This is a genomic window from Enterobacter quasiroggenkampii, from assembly GCF_043972695.1.
Classification (GTDB): domain Bacteria; phylum Pseudomonadota; class Gammaproteobacteria; order Enterobacterales; family Enterobacteriaceae; genus Enterobacter; species Enterobacter quasiroggenkampii.
In genome coordinates, this window is record NZ_CP143745.1 from 610,177 (window position 1) to 634,004 (window position 23,828).

General features: G+C 58.5%; 25 protein-coding genes. 13 read left to right on the forward strand and 12 right to left on the reverse strand.

Annotated features, from left to right (window positions below; translation table 11 throughout):
* The first annotated feature begins 59 nt into the window (after nt 1-59).
* Both V1572_RS02960 and V1572_RS02965 read left to right on the forward strand, forming a co-directional pair.
* Nucleotides 60-407, forward strand: a complete 348-nt coding sequence (locus V1572_RS02960; protein WP_024907384.1) for a YidH family protein — start codon at nt 60-62, stop codon at nt 405-407.
* Nucleotides 397-744: a DUF202 domain-containing protein gene (locus V1572_RS02965; RefSeq protein ID WP_048030328.1), complete on the forward strand. Its 348-nt coding sequence runs from the start codon at nt 397-399 to the stop codon at nt 742-744. Before V1572_RS02960 ends, V1572_RS02965 begins: the two co-directional genes overlap by 11 nt.
* Nucleotides 745-827: 83 nt before the next feature.
* Here the strand turns inward: V1572_RS02965 and dsdA are convergent, their stop codons facing one another.
* Both dsdA and dsdX read right to left on the reverse strand, forming a co-directional pair.
* A complete protein-coding gene (gene dsdA, locus V1572_RS02970; protein WP_048030329.1) occupies nt 828-2,114 on the reverse strand; it encodes a D-serine ammonia-lyase in 1,287 nt (428 codons plus the stop codon).
* Nucleotides 2,115-2,131: 17 nt separating this feature from the next.
* A complete protein-coding gene (gene dsdX, locus V1572_RS02975) occupies nt 2,132-3,469 on the reverse strand; it encodes a D-serine transporter DsdX (RefSeq protein ID WP_048030330.1) in 1,338 nt (445 codons plus the stop codon).
* A 204-nt stretch (nt 3,470-3,673) separates the two neighbouring features.
* Between dsdX and dsdC the strand changes: the two genes are divergently transcribed.
* Both dsdC and V1572_RS02985 read left to right on the forward strand, forming a co-directional pair.
* Nucleotides 3,674-4,600 (forward strand): DNA-binding transcriptional regulator DsdC, encoded by a 927-nt coding sequence (gene dsdC, locus V1572_RS02980; RefSeq protein ID WP_395299684.1) that lies wholly within the window; start codon nt 3,674-3,676, stop codon nt 4,598-4,600.
* Between the two features lie 84 nt (nt 4,601-4,684).
* Nucleotides 4,685-5,773 carry a glycoside hydrolase family 5 protein gene (locus V1572_RS02985; RefSeq protein ID WP_262766270.1) on the forward strand — a complete coding sequence of 363 codons (1,089 nt, stop codon included), beginning with the start codon at nt 4,685-4,687 and terminating at the stop codon, nt 5,771-5,773.
* Here V1572_RS02985 and emrD read toward each other — a convergent pair.
* The 10 genes from emrD to V1572_RS03035 form a co-directional block, all read right to left on the reverse strand.
* Nucleotides 5,676-6,860: a multidrug efflux MFS transporter EmrD gene (gene emrD / locus V1572_RS02990; protein WP_032676063.1), complete on the reverse strand. Its 1,185-nt coding sequence runs from the start codon at nt 6,858-6,860 to the stop codon at nt 5,676-5,678. The two genes, V1572_RS02985 and emrD, sit on opposite strands and share 98 nt — an antisense overlap.
* A gap of 175 nt (nt 6,861-7,035) precedes the next feature.
* Nucleotides 7,036-7,869, reverse strand: coding sequence for an EamA family transporter (locus V1572_RS02995; protein WP_045909373.1), 834 nt, complete (start codon nt 7,867-7,869; stop codon nt 7,036-7,038).
* A 62-nt stretch (nt 7,870-7,931) separates the two neighbouring features.
* A complete protein-coding gene (locus V1572_RS03000; protein ID WP_395299685.1) occupies nt 7,932-8,378 on the reverse strand; it encodes a GNAT family N-acetyltransferase in 447 nt (148 codons plus the stop codon).
* A 64-nt stretch (nt 8,379-8,442) separates the two neighbouring features.
* Complete coding sequence (tisB, locus tag V1572_RS03005; RefSeq protein ID WP_023309830.1) at nt 8,443-8,532, reverse strand: type I toxin-antitoxin system toxin TisB; 90 nt, start codon at nt 8,530-8,532, stop codon at nt 8,443-8,445.
* A 401-nt stretch (nt 8,533-8,933) separates the two neighbouring features.
* The gene (locus V1572_RS03010) at nt 8,934-11,342 is read right to left on the reverse strand and encodes a DUF2235 domain-containing protein (protein ID WP_045909374.1); all 2,409 of its coding nucleotides are present in this window, start codon (nt 11,340-11,342) and stop codon (nt 8,934-8,936) included.
* Nucleotides 11,330-11,941: a DUF3304 domain-containing protein gene (locus V1572_RS03015; protein WP_045909375.1), complete on the reverse strand. Its 612-nt coding sequence runs from the start codon at nt 11,939-11,941 to the stop codon at nt 11,330-11,332. The genes V1572_RS03010 and V1572_RS03015 overlap by 13 nt, the downstream gene beginning before the upstream one ends.
* Nucleotides 11,929-12,540: a DUF3304 domain-containing protein gene (locus V1572_RS03020; protein WP_395299686.1), complete on the reverse strand. Its 612-nt coding sequence runs from the start codon at nt 12,538-12,540 to the stop codon at nt 11,929-11,931. Before V1572_RS03020 ends, V1572_RS03015 begins: the two co-directional genes overlap by 13 nt.
* On the reverse strand, nt 12,528-13,142 hold the full coding sequence (locus V1572_RS03025) for a DUF3304 domain-containing protein (protein WP_395299687.1): 615 nt from the start codon (nt 13,140-13,142) through the stop codon (nt 12,528-12,530). The genes V1572_RS03020 and V1572_RS03025 overlap by 13 nt, the downstream gene beginning before the upstream one ends.
* On the reverse strand, nt 13,130-13,741 hold the full coding sequence (locus tag V1572_RS03030; RefSeq protein WP_395299688.1) for a DUF3304 domain-containing protein: 612 nt from the start codon (nt 13,739-13,741) through the stop codon (nt 13,130-13,132). Before V1572_RS03030 ends, V1572_RS03025 begins: the two co-directional genes overlap by 13 nt.
* On the reverse strand, nt 13,729-14,325 hold the full coding sequence (locus V1572_RS03035; RefSeq protein WP_045907949.1) for a DUF3304 domain-containing protein: 597 nt from the start codon (nt 14,323-14,325) through the stop codon (nt 13,729-13,731). Before V1572_RS03035 ends, V1572_RS03030 begins: the two co-directional genes overlap by 13 nt.
* Nucleotides 14,326-14,646: 321 nt before the next feature.
* On the opposite strand from V1572_RS03035, the gene ivbL reads away from it, so the two are divergent.
* From ivbL to nepI, 9 genes are all read left to right on the forward strand, one after another.
* Entirely contained in the window at nt 14,647-14,745 is a 99-nt protein-coding gene (gene ivbL, locus V1572_RS03040; protein WP_057979964.1) for an ilvB operon leader peptide IvbL, read from the forward strand.
* Between the two features lie 106 nt (nt 14,746-14,851).
* Nucleotides 14,852-16,540, forward strand: coding sequence for an acetolactate synthase large subunit (ilvB, locus tag V1572_RS03045; RefSeq protein ID WP_395299689.1), 1,689 nt, complete (start codon nt 14,852-14,854; stop codon nt 16,538-16,540).
* A gap of 3 nt (nt 16,541-16,543) precedes the next feature.
* Complete coding sequence (ilvN, locus tag V1572_RS03050) at nt 16,544-16,831, forward strand: acetolactate synthase small subunit (protein ID WP_008500144.1); 288 nt, start codon at nt 16,544-16,546, stop codon at nt 16,829-16,831.
* 82 nt (nt 16,832-16,913) lie between these two features.
* Nucleotides 16,914-17,507, forward strand: coding sequence for a transcriptional regulator UhpA (gene uhpA, locus V1572_RS03055; protein ID WP_395299690.1), 594 nt, complete (start codon nt 16,914-16,916; stop codon nt 17,505-17,507).
* Nucleotides 17,504-19,009, forward strand: a complete 1,506-nt coding sequence (gene uhpB, locus V1572_RS03060) for a signal transduction histidine-protein kinase/phosphatase UhpB (RefSeq protein ID WP_196346937.1) — start codon at nt 17,504-17,506, stop codon at nt 19,007-19,009. The genes uhpA and uhpB overlap by 4 nt, the downstream gene beginning before the upstream one ends.
* A complete protein-coding gene (locus V1572_RS03065; RefSeq protein ID WP_252074018.1) occupies nt 19,002-20,321 on the forward strand; it encodes an MFS transporter in 1,320 nt (439 codons plus the stop codon). Before uhpB ends, V1572_RS03065 begins: the two co-directional genes overlap by 8 nt.
* A 132-nt stretch (nt 20,322-20,453) precedes the next feature.
* Entirely contained in the window at nt 20,454-21,845 is a 1,392-nt protein-coding gene (gene uhpT / locus V1572_RS03070; protein ID WP_395299691.1) for a hexose-6-phosphate:phosphate antiporter, read from the forward strand.
* A 175-nt stretch (nt 21,846-22,020) separates the two neighbouring features.
* Nucleotides 22,021-22,473, forward strand: coding sequence for a DUF1198 domain-containing protein (locus V1572_RS03075; RefSeq protein WP_008500140.1), 453 nt, complete (start codon nt 22,021-22,023; stop codon nt 22,471-22,473).
* 102 nt (nt 22,474-22,575) lie between these two features.
* Nucleotides 22,576-23,766, forward strand: a complete 1,191-nt coding sequence (gene nepI, locus V1572_RS03080; protein ID WP_045907945.1) for a purine ribonucleoside efflux pump NepI — start codon at nt 22,576-22,578, stop codon at nt 23,764-23,766.
* The last annotated feature ends 62 nt before the right edge of the window (nt 23,767-23,828 follow it).

Sequence of the window (23,828 nt, forward strand, 5' to 3'; positions counted from 1 at the left end):
CTTGTCCTTGTCGATTTACGCTATGCTGAAGCCTGCCCGTAGCTCGACAAGGAACCTTTATGAAAATTTCCCGCCTCGGCGAAGCGCCGGACTACCGCTTCTCGCTGGCTAATGAACGCACGTTTTTAGCGTGGATCCGCACCGCGCTGGGGTTTCTTGCCGCCGGGGTGGGGCTCGACCAGCTCGCGCCTGATTTCGCCACCCCGCTGATTCGCGAGGTGCTGGCGCTGCTGCTGTGCCTGTTCGCGGGCGTGCTGGCGATTTACGGCTACCTGCGCTGGCTGCGCAATGAAAAAGCGATGCGTTTGAAGCAGGATCTGCCCTATACGCGCGGGTTACTCATCATCAGCGCGATTTTGCTGGCGGTGGCGGGTGTGGTGATGGTGCTGGTGTTCTATGGCGGATAGCCGCAAAGCGCGACGCGAAGCGGACCCCGGCCTGCAGCCGGAGCGGACGTCACTCGCCTGGCTGCGCACGCTGCTGGGGTATGGTGCGCTGATTGCCCTGGCGATTAAGCACAACTGGCACCGCACCGGGGTGCCGTTCTGGATCTCGCTTGTTGTGCTGGCGCTGGTGGCGATCGTTTTATGGCGCTATACCCGCAGTCGTAATCTGATGGACGTGGCAAAAGAGGATGTTGTGCAGCCGAAGGCGGTGCGGGATAAGTTCCTGATCGCCCTGGCCGTGCTGTCTCTGTCTTTACTCTTCGCAGTGACTCACATTCAGCAAATTGTGAGCTTATAAAGCCCGGTGGCGGCTACGCCTTACCGGGCCTACAACTGCCGCGAACCGTAGGCCGGGTAAGGCGCAGCCGCCACCCGGCATAATTACTTCCCTTTCGCCAGATACTTCGCCATCTCGTCTTCCGGCACCATGCCGCCGCCGGTCGCCCACACCAGGTGGGTAACGCTGGCATCTGAAGGCACGCGCAGCGGTCCGGCCATGCCCGCCAGCGCGGACGGTTCCAGCCGAATGCCTTCCTCCTGCGCCAGCCAGCCGAGCATGTCGTACATGCTCTGATCGGAAAGCGTATAGAACCCGTCAAGCAGGCGCTCCATGGCGCGGCCCACGAAGCCAGACGCGCGTCCTACCGCCAGCCCGTCCGCTGCCGTTACGTTATCAATGCCCAGGTCCTGTACGGCAATCTCGTCGTGCAGGCCGGTGTAGACGCCCAGCAGCATGCACGGGGAGTGCGTGGGCTCCGCGAAGAAGCAGTGGACGTTGTCACCAAAGGCCAGCTTCAGGCCAAACGCCACGCCGCCAGGGCCGCCGCCGACGCCGCACGGCAGATAGACGTACAGCGGATGATCGGCATCCACCACGCGGCCCTGTGCGGCAAACTGCGCCTTTAGCCGCTCGCCTGCCACCGCGTAGCCCAGGAACAGGGTGCGGGAGTTTTCATCGTCAATGAAGAAACAGTTCGGATCGCTTTCTGCCGCTTTGCGTCCCTGCTCCACCGCCACGCCGTAATCCTGCTCATATTCCACGACGATGACGCCGTGGCTGCGCAGTTTGGCTTTCTTCCACTCGCGGGCGTCGGCGGACATATGCACCGTCACCTTAAAGCCGATGCGGGCGCTCATGATACCGATGGACATCCCCAGGTTGCCGGTTGAGCCTACCGCAATGCTGTACTGGCTGAAGAAGTCCTTAAAGCGCGGCTCCAGCAGGATGCTGTAGTCATCCTCAACGCTCAGTAATCCGGCGTCCAGAGCCAGTTTTTCCGCGTGGGTCAGCACCTCATAGATACCGCCGCGCGCTTTAATCGAGCCGGAAATCGGCAGATGGCTGTCTTTTTTCAGCAGCAGCGTGCCGGGAATAGACTTAGCAGATTCTTTCTCCAGCCGCGCCTGCATTGCCGGGATCGCGACCAGTTCGGATTCAATAATCCCACCCGTTGCCGCCGTCTCCGGGAAGGCTTTCGCCAGATACGGCGCGAAGCGGTTGAGTCGCGCATGGGCGTCGTCCACGTCGGCTTTGGTCAGCCCGACATAGGGCAGCCCTTCCGCTAGCGTGGTGGTGCGCGGGTTAAGCCAGGTGGTTTCTTTCAGGGCAATCAGATCCTCAACAAGAGGAAACTGTGCGGTTAAAGTGGTGATAGTTGCGTTTTCCATAATACGTCTCTTCGCGCTCAGATAATGAAAGAAAGCAGGAATGTGCCGCCAAGTGCAAGCACCGAGGCGATAAACGTCGCCGTCGTATAGTATTTGAAGGTCTCATTCAGGGTCGCGCCGCAGTACTGCTTCACCAGCCAGAAGAGGGAATCGGTCACGATCGTGCAGCCAATTGCGCCGGAACCGATGGCAATGGTGATGATCTCCGGACTGACGTTCGGGTAGAGCGGCAGCATCGGCGCGACGATGGCCGTGGCGCCCATCATCGCGACCGTCGCGGAGCCAACGGCGGCATGCAGCACCAGCGCCACCAGCCAGGCGAGCAGAATAGGGTGCATGTGCAGGTTCGAGAGAATATGCGCCAGCGAGTCCGCCAGTCCGCTGGTTTTCAGGATGGCGTTGAACGCGCCGCCCGCGCCGATAATCAGCAAAATGTTGGCGATAGAGCCAAAGCCGTGCTCCGTATGGGTCAGCATCGCGCCCATGCCCATGTGCTGGCGGATCCCCAGCAGGTAATAGGCGACAAACACGGCGATAAACATCGCGGTGATCGGGTTGCCGATAAACTCCAGCAGCGTATACAGCGTGCCCTCTTTTGCCATATTCAGTTCGGCGATGGTCTTCACCAGCATCAGGGCAATCGGCAGCAGCACCGTAAACAGCGTGGCGCCCAGCGACGGCAGGGTATGCTCCTCCCGCACCTTCAGATCTGAAAATTCCGCCGGAACCGGTTTAAACGGCAGACGATTGCCGAGCAGTTTCAGGAACAGCGGGCCGCCGACCAGAGAGGCCATCAGGCCCACCAGCAGGCCGTAGACGATCACCGTCCCGACGTCCGCCCCTAATTTATTGGTCACAAACAGCGCAGCCGGATGCGGCGGCACCACGCAGTGCACCGCCATCAGCGCGGTACAGAGCGGAATGGCCAGCTTGAGCAGCGACGTGTGGGTCTTTTTGGCGATGGAAAACGCCAGCGGGATCAGCAGGACCACGCCCACTTCCACGAACAGCGTAATGCCGCAGATCAGGCCGACCAGTACCATAATCACGTCTGCTGACAGCCAGCGGCAGCGCTGCAGGGCGATCCCGATGCGCTCTGCCGCGCCGGAAACCTCCATCATCTTGCCGAGAATGGTCCCAAGACCAATCACGGCCGCCAGGAAGCCCAGCGTGCCGCCAATCCCGCTCTCAATGGCGTTTACCATATCCAGCGGGCTCATTCCCATCATTGCGCCGACGAAAAAGCTCGCCAGCAGCAGCGCGAGGAACGGGTGAAACTTCAGTTTTACGATGGTTAAAACAATCAACACAATGCTGACCAGCAGCGTTGCCACAACCCAGACCTGAGATCCCATATCTCACCTCACCCTTATGTCATCTGGGGGTATTGGACGAAAAAGCGGCGTGGGCTGACAAACGATATAAATTGGCGTTCAGGTGAGCCAGATTGAATCAACTGAGTGACTGCGCTCTAAAAAACGCACTTAACTCGCATTAGGTTCACATAAATTCACCCTTAAACGGTATGCTGAGCGCAGAAACCACGCGTGAGAATTGTGATGACCGATGCAAATGAAGCCAGAAACCGGCTGCTCAACGGCTGGCAACTGTCGAAAATGTACACCTTTGAAGTGGCGGCCCGGCATGAATCCTTCGCGCTGGCGGCGGAGGAACTGTCGCTTAGCCCCAGCGCGGTGAGCCACCGCATTAATCTGCTGGAAGAGGAGCTGGGTATTCAGCTGTTTGTCCGTTCGCACCGTAAAGTTGAGCTGACGCAGGAGGGAAAGCGCGTTTACTGGACGCTAAAATCGTCCCTCGACACCCTGAATCAGGAGATCCTGGACATCAAAAACCAGGCGCTGTCCGGCACGCTGACGGTCTACTCCCGGCCGTCGATCGCCCAGTGCTGGCTGGTACCCATGCTGGGCGACTTTACCCGCCGCTATCCGTCAATTTCGCTCACCATCCTGACCGGTAATGATTACGTCAATATGCAGCGAACAGGTGTCGATCTGGCGCTCTACTTCGACGATACCCCGCCAAACCATCTGTCTCACCACTTCCTGATGGACGAAGAGATTTTGCCCGTCTGCTCGCCGCAGTATGCCCGCGAGCATGAGCTGCTGAAAAAACCCGATAACCTTAGCCACTGCACGCTGCTGCACGACCGTCAGGCCTGGAGCAATGATTCTGGTACGGATGAGTGGCTGAGCTGGGCGCAGCACTTTGCGGCGAATATGCCGCCATCATCGGGCATTGGTTTCGATCGTTCCGATTTGGCGATCATTGCGGCCATCAACCACGTCGGCGTCGCGATGGGCAGAAAGCGGCTGGTGCAAAAACGGCTTGAACGGGGCGAACTCATCGCTCCGTTTGGTGACAAGACCCTGAAATGTCATCAGCACTACTATATTTCGACGCTTTCGGGCCGTCAGTGGCCGAAAATTGACGCCTTTATCGGCTGGCTGAGAGAACTGGCAGGTTGAAGAATTATTACGCTTTCGCGCTACACCAAATGTGAAAAAGCGTGCTAAATACAGGTAATGCTTTCGATTTATCCAGGGTAAACCGTGTTAAAGCCTTTTATTGCCTGTGCATTACTGATCTCTTCCGGCTGGGCCATTGCCGCTGAGCCGCCGCTGACGGCCGCCCTTTATGCGCAGCAGCTGGGCGTCGGGATGGATGTGGACTGGGCGCGCACCGAGCGCGGCATACGTGAATTCGACCCGCTGGTGGTACGCGATTTTCGGGCTAAAGGCATTACCCACGTGCGCATCCGTGTCGCCGATGAGCCGACGGAAGCGCGGCTGATCCACCTGCGCAAGCTGGTGGAAGCCTGCGAGCAGTATGGCGTGATCCCGATAGTCGCGTATCAGGCTGATGAATATAAAAACGACCCGAAAGCCGATAACGAGAAAGAGACGGTCAACTGGTGGATTGCCGTGGCGCACTATTTCGGTCAGAGCTACCCGCTGCTGGGTTTTGATCTCATTTATGAGCCCGCCGACAAGCTTAACCACAATCTGGCGTCGTTAAACCGCGTCTATGAAAAAACCATCAAAGCGATCCACGACATCGACCCACAGCGCATGATCTTCATCGCGCCACGCCTGCGTGCCGCGCCGGAGGAGTTATCCAGCCTGAAGCTGCCCGCGCACAGCCAAAACTATCTGCTGGCGGAGTGGCATATTTTCCCGTGGGGGCCGCTGAAGAATGGCGGCAAATACCCGTGGACGTCCGGCACGGCGGCGGAGAAAGCGGCAATCCGTAACCGCATCAATGCCGCGCTGCACTGGCAGCAAAAAACCGGGCACGTTAGCTGGGTCGGGGGCTGGGGCGTGGGAGAATCAAGCCGCTTTACGCCAACCGCCTCGCAAATAGCGTTCGCTACCTTTATGGCCTGCGAGCTGCAAAAGGCGAAAATCCCGTATGCGCTTAACGCGGATTTCCAGTTTTACGACGGGGAAGAGGGCGCCTGGCGGCCTGCGCCAGAGCCGTTGTTGCAGGCGATGATCGCCCCTGTCTGTGAAAAGCCCGGCGAGAAGCCGGGCCATCATGCGGTTAAACCGGCTGCTCGTGATGCGGGACACGCGACGCCAGCGGCAGCCAGCACAGTAAAATCAGCAGCCCCATCAGCGTCATCAGCAACCCCAGACTAGCCTGCCCGGTCTGCGGCATCATCGCCGAGAGCCAGGCCAGCGCGCCGGAACCGATGTTTTGCAAACCGCCCACCAGCGCGCCCGCCGTACCTGCGAGGAACGGGAACGGCTCCATCGCGCCGCTGGTGGCGAGCGGGAACAGCATCCCCGCGCCGAAGAAGAATAGCGCCGCCGGGATGAGCAGCGTCCAGACGGTCATCACGCCAAACAGCCCCGGGATCCACATCATCAGACCCGCCAGCAGACAGCTGATCACCGACTGCCACATCAGGGTGGAGAAGCGTTTGTTTGGTCGCCCGGCAAACCACGCGCCGAAGAACGCCGCCGGGATCGGCAGAATAAACAGAATGCTCACCACCATACTGCTCAGGCCAAGCCCCGCGCCCAGCAGCACGCCGGAGCAGGCTTCAAACACCGCGATACCCGCCAGGCCGCCAATCAGCATCAGCAGGTAGCAGGTGAACGCGCCGTTGCCGAACAGCGTTTTATAGCTGGCGATAAGCTTCGTGCGCGGCGCGTCCTGCGGGCGCGTTTCCGGCATCCAGCGCGCCATGCTGAAGGTGACAATCATGCAGAGCACCAGCAGGAAGGCGTAACAGGCGCGCCAGGACCACATGGTGTCCAGCAGGCCGCCGATCAGCGGGGCCAGCAGCGGGCTGACCAGAATGCCCATATTCAACAGGCTGTTGGCATGGCGCAGCTGGGTACCCTGATACATATCGCGCGGTAAGGTTCGCGCCATCACCCCGCCGACGCCGGTCCCGACGCCCTGCAGGGCGCTGGCGGCAATCAATACGGTCAGGTTATGGGTGGTCATCGCAATGACGGTCGCCACCATGAAAATGCTCATGCCCACCAGGATCACCGGGCGACGCCCTACGCGGTCGGAGAGCGGGCCGTAGAAGAGCTGCGAAACGCCATAGGTCAGCAGGTAAGCTGCCATTACGCTCTGTACTGCGCCCTCGCGGACGTTTAATTCCTTTGCCATGTCGGCAATCGCCGGAATGTAGATGGTTTGCGCCATCTGACCGACGGCCACCAGTAACACCAGCATCAACAATAAGTTAACGTTCCGTTGCTTTTTCATGTCGCTGAATACTTTTGCCAAAAGAGAAAAATGAAGAATAAGTGACTGCGCATTCCCATAAATGCGCGAGGAATCTACCACAGAGAGATGACAATTTAAGCATTGTTGTGGTGAATGAAAAAACCGGTAAAGGCAGGATTTGTAAACAAGAACGGCAACTAATGTTGCCAGTGCTTTACGCCAGGCGCAGCAGAATGGCGCCGCCAGCAATGCCCAGCGCCGCCGCGATGCGCAGGCCCGCAACCTTTTCTTTTAAAAGCAAAAATGCGATCAGCGCGCCAAAGAGTATGGAAGTTTCCCGCAGCGCCGCAACCACCGCCAGCGGTGCCTGCGTCATTGCCCACAGCGCCAGACCGTACGAGCCCATGGTGCCAACGCCGCCGAGCAGCCCCTTTTTCCAGTGCAGACGCAGGTAGCCGGATGCCTCGCGTCGACGCGCGACCATCGCCCAGCCGAGCAGGCAAAAGCCGTTCATAAAGAAGGTCCACAGCGTATAGCCCAGCGCGGTGTCTGACAGCCGCACGCCGGTGCCGTCCACCAGGGTATACCCGGCGATAAAACAGGCATTCAGCAGCGCCAGCCAGATCCCCTTGCGCGACTGCATGCGCCCGTTCATCGCCATCGCCAGAATCGACAGGCAAATTACCCCAATGCCGGACCAGGCGAGCCAGGAGAGACGATCGCCAAGCGCCAGCACGCTGATCAGCGCCACCAGCAGCGGTGCGGTGCCGCGCATCAGCGGATAGGTCTGGCTCATATCGGAGACCTGATAGGTCTTTGCCACCAGCACGGTGTACACCACCTGTAAGGCGCAGGAGACTAACAAAAACGGCCAGCTTGCGGCAGAGGGCTGTGGAGAGAAGGGGAGCAGCACCAGGGCAATCAGCGTGGCGGAGCCGCTGACGCTAATCGCGGAATAGAGCTTGTCCGTTCCGGCTTTGACAATGGCATTCCAGCTGGCATGCAGCAGGGCGGCGAACAGCAAAATGCAGAATACGGTGATGGTCATGGCGTATCGGGTGATGAATTGTCACTCAACTGTAACATTCACGCCCTGAAGCTGCCAGCCGGTTACACCGCACAAAAAAGGCGGTGCGTCACCCGCGGTTCGTCCGAGACCAGCGTAAAACCTGCCCGGTGATAAAACCCGTAGGCAGCGTCCGGCGCATGGGTATTGAGGAAATCAAACCAGATGCTGGCATCGGCCATCACGACGGTTAAAAGCTGCTTGCCAATCCCCAGCCCGCGGCACTTCTCGCTGACGTAGAGATGGCGAATACGTCCAGCGCGCGGCTGCTGGCTGAACGGATCGCGATTCAGACCGCACACGCCCACCAGCTTGCCGTTAAGAAACGCACCTAACAGCTTTTCGCCCGGCGCGTTAAAGCGGTTCTCACCCCGCTGCCAGCTCTCTTCAAGCCTGCGCAGCATGTTAAAATTCAGTGCAATACTTTCCGCCTTCAGGGCGATATACCCCGGCTCATCAGGCGTAACAGGCTCAATTAACAGACGCGACATAGCATTCCCTCGTTATTAAAGAGGGGCGGTTGCCCGCCCCTCTCAGGTGCGACTTGAACCTGAATTACCGAAGGAATTTCAGGACAGCATCAAGCAGTTGCAGTACAGCAACAATGAGTTTGAGGATAAGTATCACCATATCCACTACGCTCATACGCGTCTCCTTTTGGTTAAAAGGAGCACGATGCTGGCGTACCTTTCCGCCGCCTGTTGCCAGCACCTGGATTGACGTAACACAGTGTGCTCACTTCAGGGGTTAAGGCACTGACGGCACCACCCGTTTCAGCCAGGACTTCGTTGCGCCGGTAGAACTGCGGCCCCCTCGCTCACTGCGAACACCCTCAGTATAGATAAATACTGTATGTATGAACAGTATTTTTTGGACAAAAATCGAAAGGCGATCCATACTCAAAAACGTCAAAATCCGTGCCGGAATTGCGCGTTCGTCTTCGATCGCGTATACTTTTTTGCGTTGACGTAACACAGTGTGTTCTGCGGCGACCAACCGCAAAACCCTGATAAAAACCTCGCTTAGGCGGGGTTTTTTGTTTTCTGTCAGTCTGAATAATTCATATTTTCAACGTAAGACCGTATTGCGGCTCTCTTTTGTTCAAAGGCCATTTCCTCCGCTTTTTGACACTCTGCCAGGGCTGCGGCAGGGTAGTGAACGCAGGGTATTTGCCGGGTTTTATCCTGCAGTACCCCCAGCGGATATCCCGTGCTGGCATCAAGGACAGAAATGCGTTGTTCGACGGCGGCAGATGGCCCCTGCCCGATATTTTGCAATTCAATAAGAAACTGGACCTCGTGCGTTGAGATGGGGTAACCCAGTCCTGCAACATAGCCCAGCATGGAGAGTGGCTTAACCTGTTTACTCGTCGCTTCGCCGAAATAGATCATACGGTAGATAAAATAACTGCCCCAGGGTTCGCGCGAGCCCAACGCGCTGTGCATAAACCAGGCGCGGGAATCATGGATTTGGTCATCAAAAAGCGCTCTTGTTAGTCCTGAGGGTTCATTGGCATTGCTCTGCTCCCCTTGTGGTGGAAACAGTGTTTCCAGGTGTTGTTTCCCCGCCTCTTTGATCTTTTTAAACTCAACGGGAATGTCATCCTGGTTAAAGGCAAAAACAAAACCTTTGAAGTAATCGAGTACGGCGTAGGTTGTGCTTTTTGCCTGAGTACGAGAAACGCCCTGATAGTCCTCTTTGAACTCGAATGCGGCCTGTAAAAGCTGTGTTTGCCCGAGCAAAGCATCAAAGTCTTTTGGGCCTGTCTTAAGCATCACAAACTGACCCTGCGGGTGGCTACCGAGCTGTTTAATTCGCTCTCTTTCTGCATCTTTTTGTAATTTTTCGCGTTCTCTTTCCCGTTCCGCCCTTTTGCCAGGATCGTTATCCTGATTTTGATTATTGGCTGCGGCGTCGTGATAAAAGCGCTGGCTCCGGAATGTTTCCTGGGCGTAGCGATTGATGCGCCAGGCGGTTATCCAGCCGATTTGGTTTTCAAGCGCTTCGATGATATTGACTCGAGCGCGAACGGGGGAGTAGTGGGTTGCCTGTTCGTCGGGAATGCCAGTTTCGGAAAGAGGTAAATCAAGAGTGAGCTGGCGCCAGGCGTTGAAGCGTTGGACTATTGAGGTTTCAACATAAAATTCATCTCTTAAACTGGTAGGCATGATGCGCCATACATCTTTTTTCATCTCATCTGGGAGGGATTCTTCAAGTATTTTTAATGGTGCGCCTGCATTAAAAGCCGCTGAAAACATCTCATTTAATGGTATTTGCGACAGTAAAAAACGATCATCATTACCGGTCGCTTTACCCTGATCCCCTGGTGGATACCCGCCCCCAATATCAGAATGCATCCCAGGATAAACCACCTCTACGGCATATTCAGGATACCGCCCGTCAGCACGACAGATTGAATCGAGTGGGAAGCACAACCGCTGATCGTGAGCCGAAACCAGATGCACGCAGCGCTTAATCAGCGCATTGTCCGGCAATTCCATCGTTCCGTCGGCCCAGCCCATATGACCTTCCGCAACCGGGGCAATATGGGCAATCCCTACGGAAGCGACCGTATCCAGCAGGCCCAGAAATTCAATGCTAATCGGAATTTCACCCTGCTTTGTCGCCAGGCAAAAAGGTTGTAAGGCCCCTTCCCGGGAAGGAGAAAGGAGGGCGTTAAGCCAGTTAACAAAGGCCCGGCCGGAGGCCGCTCCGCGAGAGAAACCGTAAACATAGAGTTTGATTCCCAGCAGCTTAGAGGTGCCCGGCGTTGGCTGCGTTAGCGCGATTTCCAGCGTTTTCCCCAACCCGTTCAGCAGCCGGAAAAGCTCTGTGTGGCGCAGGTATTCTCCATGAGAGTTGGATTGAGAATAGCTGGAGTTCATCGCCTGAATGGAGTGCCAGTTTTCATCATCGCTTAGTTTCCCAAGCCCAAGCGTACGTCGCAGAGCGTCTACCAGCCGAAGCAGACCCCAGATGATGCGCTCCTCGCCGTAAGCTGCGTATTTCAGGCCTGCATCACTGAAGTCGAGATCCAGCACCTCCGGAAAAGGCGTCCCGACGCCGGGAATATAGTATTTGTAATACTGGTTGTGCGCGACGCCGTCCTGATCGACCAGCTCTGCGTTATGCGCGCCGGTGCCCCCTGCATAGCCTTGTCCTATGGTGGCACGGAACAGGCGAGCGATATTGGTCGGATGAGGCGGGGTCGACTCATAGAGGTCATGATTCAGGTTGTTGCCCGTACCGTCAAAGAAAAGGCTGATATGCAGCGTTTTACAGCAGGGAGGTAAGACGCGTCGGTTTGCAGCCGTGCAAAGCTGGTTATGATATGTCGTTTCCAGACTGTCTTGTTTCCTGCAGTTTTGCACAAAGTGTGATTTTTCGGTTGGGAGTCTTCCTTCACCAGGAAAAATCGGTGGAAACCAGACTTTATCAGGGGTTATTTTGGGCATGCTATTGGCTTCTCCATATGCACGGGGTCTTTGACGGGGTAATCCGGGCTGCCGTAGTCGGCGCAGCTGGTGGTGACCTTCACCTGGTCACAGGGCAGGAAGTGAACGGTAATGCCGCAGGTTTTCTGGCCGGTGTAATCGGGGACCGGAACGGTTTGAGTATGTTTTTTATTCAACCTTTTGATTATTGCTCGCCATTCACGGCGTTTATCTGCGTACTCCTGCCATGCTTTGTAATAGGTCTGTTCATCCATTCCTTTAGTATTTGGCCGCTCAGGAGGAGGAATTTGAGGCACATCGCTGGCAAACGCGACGCCCGTTTCCCAGTCAACCTGCACCGTCATTCCGGGCGTCCACGGCCCGCTCACGCCAAAGCAGCATCCCCCACCGCCACCCGAATACGGGCCGATAATATCGAGGCCGGACTGCCCGTTCACGCTGAAGCGGTTGATGGCCCAGCTGGTATGGTTAATGGCTTCAATCGTTCCGCCCACGCCGGGCGGGGCTGGTTCCGTTTTTACGGGCTGGTCACATCCGGCCAGCAGCAGGGCTGCGGCCAGCAAAATGCGGGTACGCCATACTGCACTCACTGGGGACATACTTTCGGCTTCTCCATATGCACGGGGTCTTTGACGGGATAATCCCTGCTGCCGTAATCGGCGCAGCTGGTAGTGACCTTCACCTGGTCACAGGGCAGGAAGTGAACGGTAATGCCGCAGGTTTTCTGGCCGGTGTAATCGGGTATTTGCACCGATTGAGAATGCTGCTGCTTGAAAGACTCTATTTTCTTATACCATTTCTGTTTTTCATCGAAATATGCTTGGGCTACCCTGTATCCTTCTGCATCGCTCAAGCCTGCAAGATCTGGTCTTACAGGCTCAGGGATCTCCGGTACATCGCTGGCAAACGCGACGCCCGTTTCCCAGTCAACCTGCACCGTCATTCCGGGCGCCCACGGCCCGCTCACGCCAAAGCAGCAGCCCCCACCGCCACCCGAATACGGGCCGATAATATCGATGCCGGACTGCCCGTTCACGCTGAAGCGGTTGATGGCCCAGCTGGTGTGGTTAATGGCTTCAATGGTTCCGCCCCCGCCAGGCGGGGCTGGTTCCGTTTTTACGGGCTGGTCGCACCCGGCCAGCAACAGGGCTGCAGCCAGCAAAATGCGGGTACGCCATACTGCATTCACTGGGGACATACTGTCGGCTTCTCCATATGCACGGGGTCTTTGATGGGATAATCCGGGCTGCCATAGTCGGCGCAGCTGGTGGTGACCTTCACCTGGTCACAGGGCAGGAAATGAACGGTAATACCACAGGTTTTTTGTCCGGTATAATTGGGCAAGGGGGCGTTTTGCGAGTGCTTCTTACTAAATGATTTTAATTTCTTATACCACTCCTGTTTTTTATCGAAATATGCCTGTGCTAATTTGTACCTTTCTTCACTGTTTTTACCTGTTAAATCTGGACTCGCTGGCTCGGGGATCTCCGGCACATCGCTGGCAAACGCGACGCCCGTTTCCCAGTCAACCTGCACCGTCATTCCGGGCGCCCACGGCCCGCTCACGCCAAAGCAGCAGCCTCCGCCGCCACCCGAATACGGGCCGATAATATCGAGGCCGGACTGCCCGTTAACGCTGAAGCGGTTGATGGCCCAGCTGGTGTGGTTAATGGCTTCAATGGTTCCGCCCCCGCCGCCGGGCGGGGCTGGTTCCGTTTTTACGGGCTGGTCGCATCCGGCCAGCAGCAGGGCTGCAGCCAGCAAAACGAGAGCGCGCCATGCTGCAATCACTGGGGACATACTGTCGGCTTCTCCATATGCACGGGGTCTTTGATGGGGTAATCCGGGCTGCCGTAATCGGCGCAGCTGGTGGTGACCTTCACCTGGTCACAGGGCAGGAAATGAACGGTAATACCGCAGGTTTTTTGTCCGGTATAATCGGGGACTGGCGCCGTTAGGGAATGTGTTTTACTGATGGCTTTAATTTTTTCGTACCAGTCGTGATATTTATCTGAGTAAGCCTGCCATGCTTTGTAATAATCCTGTTCGTCCATTCCTTTGGTTTTTGGCCGCTCAGGCTGTGGGATCTCCGGCACATCGCTGGCAAACGCGACGCCTGTTTCCCAGTCAACCTTCACCGTCATTCCGGGCTTCCACGGCCCGCTCACGCCAAAGCAGCAGCCTCCACCGCCACCCGAATAAGGGCCGATAATATCGAGGCCGGACTGCCCGTTAACGCTGAAGCGGTTGATGGCCCAGCTGGTGTGGTTAATGGCTTCAATGGTTCCGCCCCCGCCAGGCGGGGCTGGTTCCGTTTTTACGGGCTGGTCGCATCCGGCCAGCAGCAGGGCTGCGGCCAGCAAAATGCGGGTACGCCATACTGCATTCACTGGGGACATACTGTCGGCTTCTCCATATGCACGGGGTCTTTAATGGGGTAATCCGGGCTGCCGTAATCGGCGCAGCTGGTGGTGACCTTCACCTGGTCACAGGGCAGAAAGTGAACGGTAATGCCGCAGGTTTTCTGGCCGGTGTAATCGGGGACCGGAACCGTTCGGGAATGTGTTTTACTGATGGCTTTAATTTTGCCATACCATTCGTGATATTTATCTGAGTAAGCCTGCCATGCCCTATAACGCTCATCCCGGTTCATCCCGGTGGTATCTGGTTCATCAGGCTGCGGGATCTCCGGCACATCGCTGGCAAACGCGACGCCCGTTTCCCAGTCAACCTGCACCGTCATTCCGGGCGTCCACGGCCCGCTCACGCCAAAGCAGCAGCCTCCGCCGCCACCCGAATACGGGCCGATAATATCGAGGCCGGACTGCCCGTTCACGCTGAAGCGGTTGATGGCCCAGCTGGTGTGGTTAATGGCTTCAATGGTTCCGCCCCCGCCAGGCGGGGCTGGTTCCGTTTTTACGGGCTGGTCGCATCCGGCCAGTAAAAGCAAAGCCGCGAAAAGCATTGTGTAAAACTTATTCATGTTGTCTTCCTTAACACCAGCCTGTATCCCTCGGCACGCTCTCGTATTTTTGTAGTTGTTCTTAGGTTCGAAGAAATCATAACCACATAAAGCCTGCGGCAATACCCTCGAGCCGCTATTTTCAGATTTTCATAAGAAATTAATATGTGACTGAACCTAATAGCGTTTCGGGCAAATTTGAGAGGTGAAAACGGAGAGCAAACCCAACAAACGAAACGTGATCCCTGGCGCATTTTTGCGCAGATGAAAAATTTTCCATTGTCACGCCCGAAAACCTGTGTTTGTATAAATTCAATCAATGATTCCAAACACAGGTCCCCAATGACTTCATCCATCTTCACTTCGACCCTACTAAAAACTGCGCAACCAGCCGCAGTGGTCGTCGTGCGTGTGGTGGTGGTCGTCGGCAATGCGCCGTAGGGACTGGATCAACACACGAATCCAAAACCCCGCCGGCGCAAACCGGGCGGGGTTTTTCGTTTAGGACCCTCCCCGGAAAGTCGGCTCAGAAGAAAAGGACTGGAGCATGGCAAGTTCGGGCACAACATCCACCAAGACGCGTTTTACCGGCGCGCAGCTGATCGTTCATCTGCTGGAGCGACAGGGCATCACCACGGTTGCGGGCATCCCCGGCGGCACGGTGCTGCCGCTGTACGATGCGTTAAGCCAAAGCACGCAGATCCGCCACGTGCTGGCGCGTCACGAGCAGGGGGCAGGCTTTATCGCTCAGGGCATGGCGCGCACGCAGGGTAAACCGGCGGTCTGTATGGCCTGCAGCGGCCCGGGCGCAACCAACCTGGTCACTGCCATCGCCGACGCGCGTCTCGACTCCATTCCGCTGATCTGCATTACCGGCCAGGTGCCGTCCTCGATGATCGGTACCGATGCGTTCCAGGAAGTGGATACCTACGGCATCTCTATCCCCATCACCAAACATAACTATTTAGTTCGCGACATCGCCGAGCTTCCTCAGGTTATCAGCGATGCGTTCCGCATTGCGCAGTCCGGCCGCCCGGGCCCGGTGTGGATAGACATTCCTAAGGATGTCCAGACCGCAGAAATTGAGATCGACGTTCTGCCGGAGCCGGGTGAACGTGCCCCTGCGCCGGAGTTCAGCGCTGAGAGCGTGCGCGACGCTGCCGCCATGATTAACGCCGCCAAACGTCCGGTGCTCTATCTGGGCGGCGGGGCGATCAACGCCGCGGATGAAATCCGCCAGTTTGCGGAAAAAGCCAATCTGCCGACCACCATGACCCTGATGGCGCTCGGCATGCTGCCAAAAGCGCACCCGCTGTCCCTGGGGATGCTGGGCATGCACGGCGCGCGCAGCACCAACTACATCCTGCAAGAGGCGGATTTGCTGATTGTTATGGGCGCGCGTTTTGATGACCGGGCGATTGGTAAAACCGAGCAGTTCTGCCCGAATGCCAAAATCATTCACGTGGATATCGACCGCGCCGAGCTGGGTAAAATCAAGCAGCCGCACGTGGCGATTCAGGGGGACGTAGCCGAAGTGCTGGCGCAGCTGATCCCGCAAACCGACGCGACCGATCGCACCGACTGGCGTCAGCTGGTGGCCGATCTGCAGCGCGAGTTCCCGGGCGCGATCCCAACTGAAGGCGACCCGCTGAGCCATTACGGCCTGATCAACGCCGTGGCCGCCTGCGTGGACGACAGCGCGATTATCACCACCGACGTGGGACAGCACCAGATGTGGACCGCCCAGGCCTACCCGCTGAACCGTCCTCGCCAGTGGCTCACCTCCGGCGGTCTGGGCACCATGGGCTTTGGTCTGCCTGCAGCAGTTGGTGCGGCGCTGGCGAATCCGGACCGCAAGGTCATCTGCTTCTCCGGCGACGGCAGCCTGATGATGAACATTCAGGAGATGGCGACCGCAGCCGAAAACCAGTTAGACGTGAAAATCATCCTGATGAACAATGAGGCGCTGGGCCTGGTACACCAGCAGCAGAGCCTGTTCTACAAGCAGGGCGTGTTTGCGGCGACCTATCCGGGGATGATTAACTTTATGCAGATTGCCGCCGGCTTTGGCCTCCACACCTGCGATCTGAACGCGGAAGAGGATGCCCACGCGGCGCTGCAGGCGGCGATCTCGCGTCCGGGCCCGGCGCTGATCCACGTCCGTATCGACCCTGAACAAAAAGTGTATCCGATGGTGCCGCCGGGTGCGGCAAATACTGAGATGGTGGGAGAATAAGCCATGCAGAAACAACATGATAACGTCATTCTGGAACTCACCGTCCGCAACCATCCTGGCGTCATGACTCACGTCTGCGGGCTGTTTGCCCGCCGGGCGTTTAACGTGGAAGGCATTCTCTGTTTGCCGATTCAGGGCAGCGAGCACAGCCGCATCTGGCTACTGGTCAACGATGACCAGCGTCTGGAGCAGATGATGGCGCAGATCGACAAGCTGGAGGACGTCACCAACGTGGCGCGCAACCAGTCCGATCCCACCATGTTTAACAAAATTGCGGTGTTCTTCGAATAGATCGCTTAAGGTAGGCGTCTTTCGCTCTTGTAGGCCGGATAAGCGCAGCGCCATCCGGCTTTTTCAGACCGCAGGAACACACATGACCACCATCGCCCTTATCGACGACCACCTTATCGTCCGCTCTGGCTTTGCCCAGCTTCTCAACCTCGAACCGGATTTCCAGGTCGTGGCCGAGTTTGGCTCCGGTCGCGAAGCGCTGGCGGGCCTGCCGGGGCGCGGGGTGCAGGTCTGTATCTGCGACATTTCGATGCCAGATCTCTCCGGGCTGGAGCTGTTAAGCCAGCTGCCGAAAGGAATGGCGACCATTATGCTCTCGGTCCACGACAGCCCGGCGCTGGTCGAGCAGGCGCTCAACGCGGGCGCGCGCGGGTTCCTCTCCAAACGCTGTAGGCCGGACGAGCTGATTGCCGCCGTGCGCACCGTCTCCACCGGCGGCTGCTACCTGACGCCGGATATCGCCATCAAGCTGGCGGCCGGACGACAGGATCCGCTCACCAGACGTGAGCGTCAGGTGGCTGAGAAGCTCGCGCAGGGGATGTCGGTAAAAGAGATTGCCGCCGAGCTGGATCTGTCGCCGAAGACCGTGCACGTCCATCGCGCCAACCTGATGGAAAAACTCAACGTCAGCAACGACGTCGAGCTGGCGCGCCGCATGTTCGACAGCTGGCAATGAGTCCCGTGTTTTCACGGCTGATCGCCGTCGTTGCCAGCTTTTTTATCTTCTCTGCCGCGTGGTTCTGCCTGTGGAGCATCAGCCTGCATCTGGTGGAACGTCCTGAGCTGGCGGTGCTGCTCTTTCCCTTCGGCCTGCGACTGGGGTTAATGCTCCAGTGCCCGCGCGGCTACTGGCCCGTTTTGCTGGGCGCAGAGTGGCTGCTGCTGGTCTGGCTGGCGCAGGAGGTCGCTCTGGCGCATCTGCCATTATTGATGACCGGAAGCCTGCTTACGCTTCTCCCGGTTGCGCTCATTTCCCGCTACCGTCACCAGCGCGACTGGCGCACGCTGCTGCGCCAGGGGGCGGCGCTGATTGCCGCCGCGCTGCTGCAGTCCCTGCCGTGGGTTGGCGATAAGGAGATGCTCAACGCGCTGCTGCTCACCCTAACCGGTGGCCTGACGCTCGCGCCGACCTGCCTCGTTATCTGGCACTATCTCTCCAGCACCGTCTGGCAACCGCTTGGTCCGGGGCTGGTGTCCCAACCGGTGAACTGGCGCGCCAGGCATCTCATCTGGTATCTGCTGCTGTTCGTGGTGAGCCTCTGGCTTCAGCTCGGTTTACCTGCCGAGCTTTCACGCTTTACGCCGTTTTGCCTGGCGCTGCCGATTATCGCCCTGGCCTGGCACTACGGCTGGCAGGGGGCGCTGATCGCGACCCTGATGAACGCCATCGCGCTGATTGCCAGCCAGACCTGGCACGACCATCCGGTGGATCTGCTGCTCTCGCTGCTGGCCCAGAGCCTGACCGGGCTGCTGCTCGGGGCGGGCATTCAGCGTCTGCGCGAGCTGAACCAGTCCCTGCAAACCGAGCTGGCGCGCAACCGGCGTCTGGCTGAACGCCTGCTGGAGACCGAAGAGAGCGTGCGGCAGGAGGTCGCCCGTGAGCTGCACGATGACATCGGCCAGACGATCACTGCCATCCGCACCCAGGCGGGCATTGTCCAGCGTCTGGCGGCGGAAAACGCGGGCGTGAAGCAGGGCGGAGCGCATATCGAGCAGCTTTCACTGGGCGTGTATGACTCGGTGCGACGCCTGCTCGGCAGGTTGCGTCCGCGCCAGCTCGATGACCTGTCGCTGGAGCAGGCGGTGCGTTCCCTGATGCGCGAGATGGAGCTTGAAAGCCGCGGCATTGTCAGCCATCTCGACTGGCGAATTAACGAATCTGCGCTGAGCGAAGGCCAGCGCGTGACGCTGTTCCGCGTCTGTCAGGAAGGGCTGAACAATATTGTTAAACACGCCAATGCCAGCGCGGTCACGATCCAGGGCTGGCAGCAGGACGAACGCCTGATGCTGATAATTGAAGACGATGGCTGCGGTCTGCCGCCCGGCTCCGGGCAGCAGGGCTTTGGCCTGGCGGGCATGCGCGAGCGCGTCAAGGCGCTGGGCGGCACGCTGAACCTCTCCTGCACCCACGGGACGCGCGTCAGCGTCAGCCTGCCGCTACGGAGTTATCATGTTTAAAACCCCTGCCAGCGTCGCGCCGATTGGCGACAAAGCGGAAATCGACGCCCGCTACCGCTACTGGCGTCGCCATATTCTGATCGCCATCTGGCTCGGCTACGCGCTGTTCTACTTCACCCGCAAAAGCTTCAACGCCGCCGCGCCGGAAATTCTCGCCAGCGGCGTGATGACGCGCACCGACATCGGCCTGCTGGCGACGCTGTTTTACATCACCTACGGCCTGTCGAAGTTCTTCTCCGGCATCGTCAGCGATCGCTCCAACGCGCGATATTTCATGGGCGTAGGGCTGATCGCCACCGGCGTGGTGAACATCCTGTTTGGTTTCTCTACCTCGCTGTGGGCCTTTGCCCTGCTGTGGGCGCTGAACGCCTTCTTCCAGGGCTGGGGCGCGCCGGTCTGCGCCCGCCTGCTCACGACGTGGTACTCGCGCAACGAGCGCGGCGGCTGGTGGGCCGTCTGGAACACCGCGCACAACGTCGGCGGGGCGCTGATCCCGATGGTGGTGGGTGCCGCGGCGCTGCACTACGGCTGGCGCGCGGGGATGATGATTGCCGGCGGTCTCGCGATTGTCGCCGGGCTGTTCCTCTGCTGGCGCCTGCGTGACAGGCCGCAGACCGTGGGCCTGCCTGCGGTGGGCGACTGGCGGCACGACGAGATGGAGATTGCCCAGCAGCAGGAGGGCGCGGGATTGACCCGCAAGGAGATCCTCACCAAATACGTGCTGAAAAACCCCTACATCTGGCTCCTCTCGCTCTGCTACGTGCTGGTCTACGTGGTGCGCGCGGCCATCAACGACTGGGGCAATCTGTACATGTCCGAGACGCTCGGCGTGGACCTGGTCACTGCTAACTCGGCGGTCACGATGTTCGAACTGGGTGGGTTTATCGGCGCGCTGGTGGCGGGCTGGGGCTCGGATAAGCTGTTCAACGGCAACCGCGGCCCGATGAACCTGATTTTCGCCGCCGGCATACTGCTCTCCGTCGGGTCGCTGTGGTTGATGCCGTTCGCCAGCTACGTCATGCAGGCGGCGTGCTTCTTCACCACCGGCTTTTTCGTCTTTGGCCCGCAGATGCTCATCGGCATGGCGGCGGCAGAGTGCTCCCACAAAGAGGCGGCAGGCGCGGCGACGGGCTTTGTCGGGCTGTTTGCCTACCTCGGCGCATCGCTCTCCGGCTGGCCGCTGGCGCGGGTCATCGACATCTGGCACTGGAGCGGTTTCTTCGCGGTGATCGCCATCGCGGCGGGAATTTCCGCCCTGCTGCTGCTGCCGTTTTTACATGCCCAGGCCCCGCGTGAAGCCAGTGTGATGTGATGCGCCTCACCTTTTCACCCCGAGTGGCGCAAAACTAAGAAATTTTCCCGGTTTTACCTGGACGCTGTCTCAGGCATCTCTCCCGGCTGATTTTTACAATGCTGCAAAAATCAGCTCAGGAGTAAACCAACCATGCTGGCCTTCTTAAATCAGGTGCGCAAGCCGACCCTGGATCTGCCGCTCGATGTGCGGCGCAAAATGTGGTTCAAACCGTTCATGCAGTCCTATCTGGTGGTCTTCATCGGCTACCTGACCATGTACCTGATCCGCAAAAACTTTAATATCGCGCAGAACGACATGATCTCCACCTACGGGCTGAGCATGACGCAGCTGGGGATGATTGGCCTGGGCTTCTCCATCACCTACGGCGTGGGGAAAACGGTCGTGTCCTACTACGCGGACGGCAAAAACACCAAGCAGTTCCTGCCGTTTATGCTGATCCTCTCCGCCATCTGTATGCTCGGCTTCAGCGCCAGCATGGGCGCAGGGTCCGTTAGCCTGTTCCTGATGATCGCCTTCTACGCCCTGAGCGGTTTCTTCCAGAGTACCGGCGGGTCGTGCAGCTACTCCACTATCACCAAATGGACGCCGCGCCGCAAGCGAGGGTCGTACCTCGGCATGTGGAACATCTCCCATAACCTCGGCGGGGCGGGTGCGGCAGGCGTGGCGCTGTTTGGCGCAAACTACCTGTTCGACGGCCACGTGATTGGTATGTTTATCTTCCCGTCGATTATCGCCCTGATTGTCGGCTTTATCGGCCTGCGCTTCGGCAGCGACTCCCCCGAATCCTACGGCCTCGGCAAAGCTGAAGAGCTGTTCGGCGAGGAGATCAGCGAAGAGGACAAAGAGACCGAAGAGAACGAGATGACCAAATGGCAGATCTTTGTTGAGTACGTGCTGAAAAACAAAGTGATCTGGCTGCTCTGCTTCTCAAACATCTTCCTCTACGTGGTACGCATCGGCATCGACCAGTGGTCTACCGTGTACGCCTTCCAGGAGCTTAAGCTCTCTAAAGAGGTGGCGATTCAGGGCTTCACCCTGTTCGAAGTGGGCGCGCTGGTCGGCACGCTGCTGTGGGGTTGGCTCTCCGACCTTGCCAACGGCCGTCGCGCGCTGGTGGCCTGTATCGCGCTGGCGCTGATTATCGCCACGCTGGGCGTCTACCAGCATGCCAGCAACCAGTACGTTTACCTCGCATCCCTGTTTGCGCTCGGCTTCCTGGTGTTTGGTCCGCAGCTGCTGATCGGTGTGGCGGCAGTGGGCTTCGTCCCGAAAAAAGCGATCGGCGCCGCCGACGGGATCAAGGGCACCTTCGCCTACCTGATCGGCGACAGCTTCGCCAAGCTGGGTCTGGGAATGATCGCCGACGGCACGCCAATTTTCGGCCTCACCGGCTGGGCGGGCACCTTCGCGGCGCTGGATGCGGCAGCGATCGGCTGTATCGTCCTGATGGCGATGGTTGCGGTGATGGAAGAACGTAAAATTCGCCGTGAGAATCGTGCGCAGAAATTAAAAACAGCCTGAGTGTGCAGGTAACTTCTTTGCCCGGTGTGTGATGCCGGGCTTTTTTATTTCCGCCGACGGCATTAATACCTTATCCCCCGTTCTGCAACGTCTTTTCAGTGCACTATTCTGGTTCTGCCTGCTGTCGACGCGCTGCGTTTCCCGCTATGATGAGCGGCTAGTCAAAGGAGAACGCATGGTCTGGATAATGCTGGCAACGCTTGCCGTGGTGTTTGTGGTGGGATTTCGCGTCCTGACCTCAGATTCCCGCCGCGCCATCAAACGTTTAAGCGAGCGTCTGGGCATCACCCCGATGCCGGTCGAGTCGATGATCGATCAGTTCGGTAAAACGCCGGGCAATGAGTTTATCCGCTACCTTGAGCGCCCCGACGAGGCGCATCTGCAAAACGCCGCACAGGTGCTGTTGATCTGGCAGGTCTGCATTGTCGACGGCAGTGAAGAGAACCTGCACACGTGGCACCGCCTGCTGCGTAAAGCCCGCCTGGCCGCGCCGATCACCGATGCGCAAATTCGTCTGGCGCTCGGCTTTATGCGCGAGATGGAGCCCGATCCGCAGGAGCTGAACGCCTTCCAGCTGCGCTATAACCAGCTCTTCCTGCCGGAAGAGGGCGTGTTTTACCTGCACTGATCCCCTCTAAAAACCACAAAAGTTGTCTAAACGTTAAATTCGTCACACTTTTGATGATAAACTGCGCGACTTTTCCGCACGTTTTCATCTTCAGGTGACGCCATGACAGAACATATTCAGCCCACGACCCGACCACAGACCAGCGAGGTTTCACGCCCCAACTGGTCGGCCGTTTTCGCCGTGGCATTCTGTGTCGCCTGCCTGATTACCGTTGAGTTTCTGCCGGTGAGCCTGTTGACGCCGATGGCGCAGGATCTGGGCATTTCCGAAGGCGTGGCGGGGCAATCCGTTACCGTCACCGCCTTTGTGGCGATGTTTGCCAGCCTGTTTATCACCCAGGTGATTGGCACCATCGACCGCCGCAAAGTGGTCATTCTGTTCAGCGTACTGCTGACGCTCTCCTGCCTGCTGGTCTCCTTCGCGGAAAGCTTTACCCTTCTGCTGCTGGGGCGCGCCTGTCTGGGGCTGGGGCTCGGCGGCTTCTGGGCGATGTCCGCCTCGCTGACCATGCGCCTGGTGCCTGCGCGCACCGTGCCGAAAGCGCTGTCCGTCATCTTTGGCGCGGTCTCTATCGCGCTGGTGATTGCCGCGCCGCTGGGCAGCTTCCTCGGCGGGATTATCGGCTGGCGTAACGTCTTCAACGCGGCGGCAGTGATGGGCCTGCTCTGCGTTATCTGGGTGTGGAAGGCGCTGCCGTCCCTGCCGGGCGAGGCGGCGCACCACAAGCAGAACATGTTCAGCCTGCTGAAGCGCCCCGGCGTGCTGGCGGGGATGACCGCGATCTTTATGTCCTTTGCCGGGCAGTTTGCCTTCTTCACCTATATTCGCCCGGTGTATATGACCATGGCGGGCTTTGACGTCGACGGCCTGACGCTGGTGCTCCTGAGCTTCGGTATTGCCAGCTTTGTCGGCACGTCGCTGTCGTCCCAGTTCCTGAAGCGCTCCCTGAAGGTGGCGCTGGCGGGGGCGCCGCTGGTACTGGCAGTGAGCGCCACGGTGCTGGTGCTGTGGGGCAGCGATAAGTGGGTCGCGTCTGCCATTGCGATTATCTGGGGCTTTGCCTTTGCGCTGGTGCCGGTGGGCTGGTCGACGTGGATCACCCGCTCGCTCGCCGATCAGGCGGAAAAAGCCGGGTCGATTCAGGTGGCGGTGATCCAGCTGGCAAACACCTGCGGCGCGGCGATTGGCGGCGTGGCGCTCGACCACCTGGGGCTGACGTCACCGCTGGTGATTTCCGGCACGCTGATGCTGTTGACCGCGCTGCTGGTGGCAGGGAAGGTTAAAGCCAAGTAGTCAATTTTCCCCTCACCCTAACCCTCTCCCCACAGGGGAGAGGGGACTGCTCGGTGCGGTCT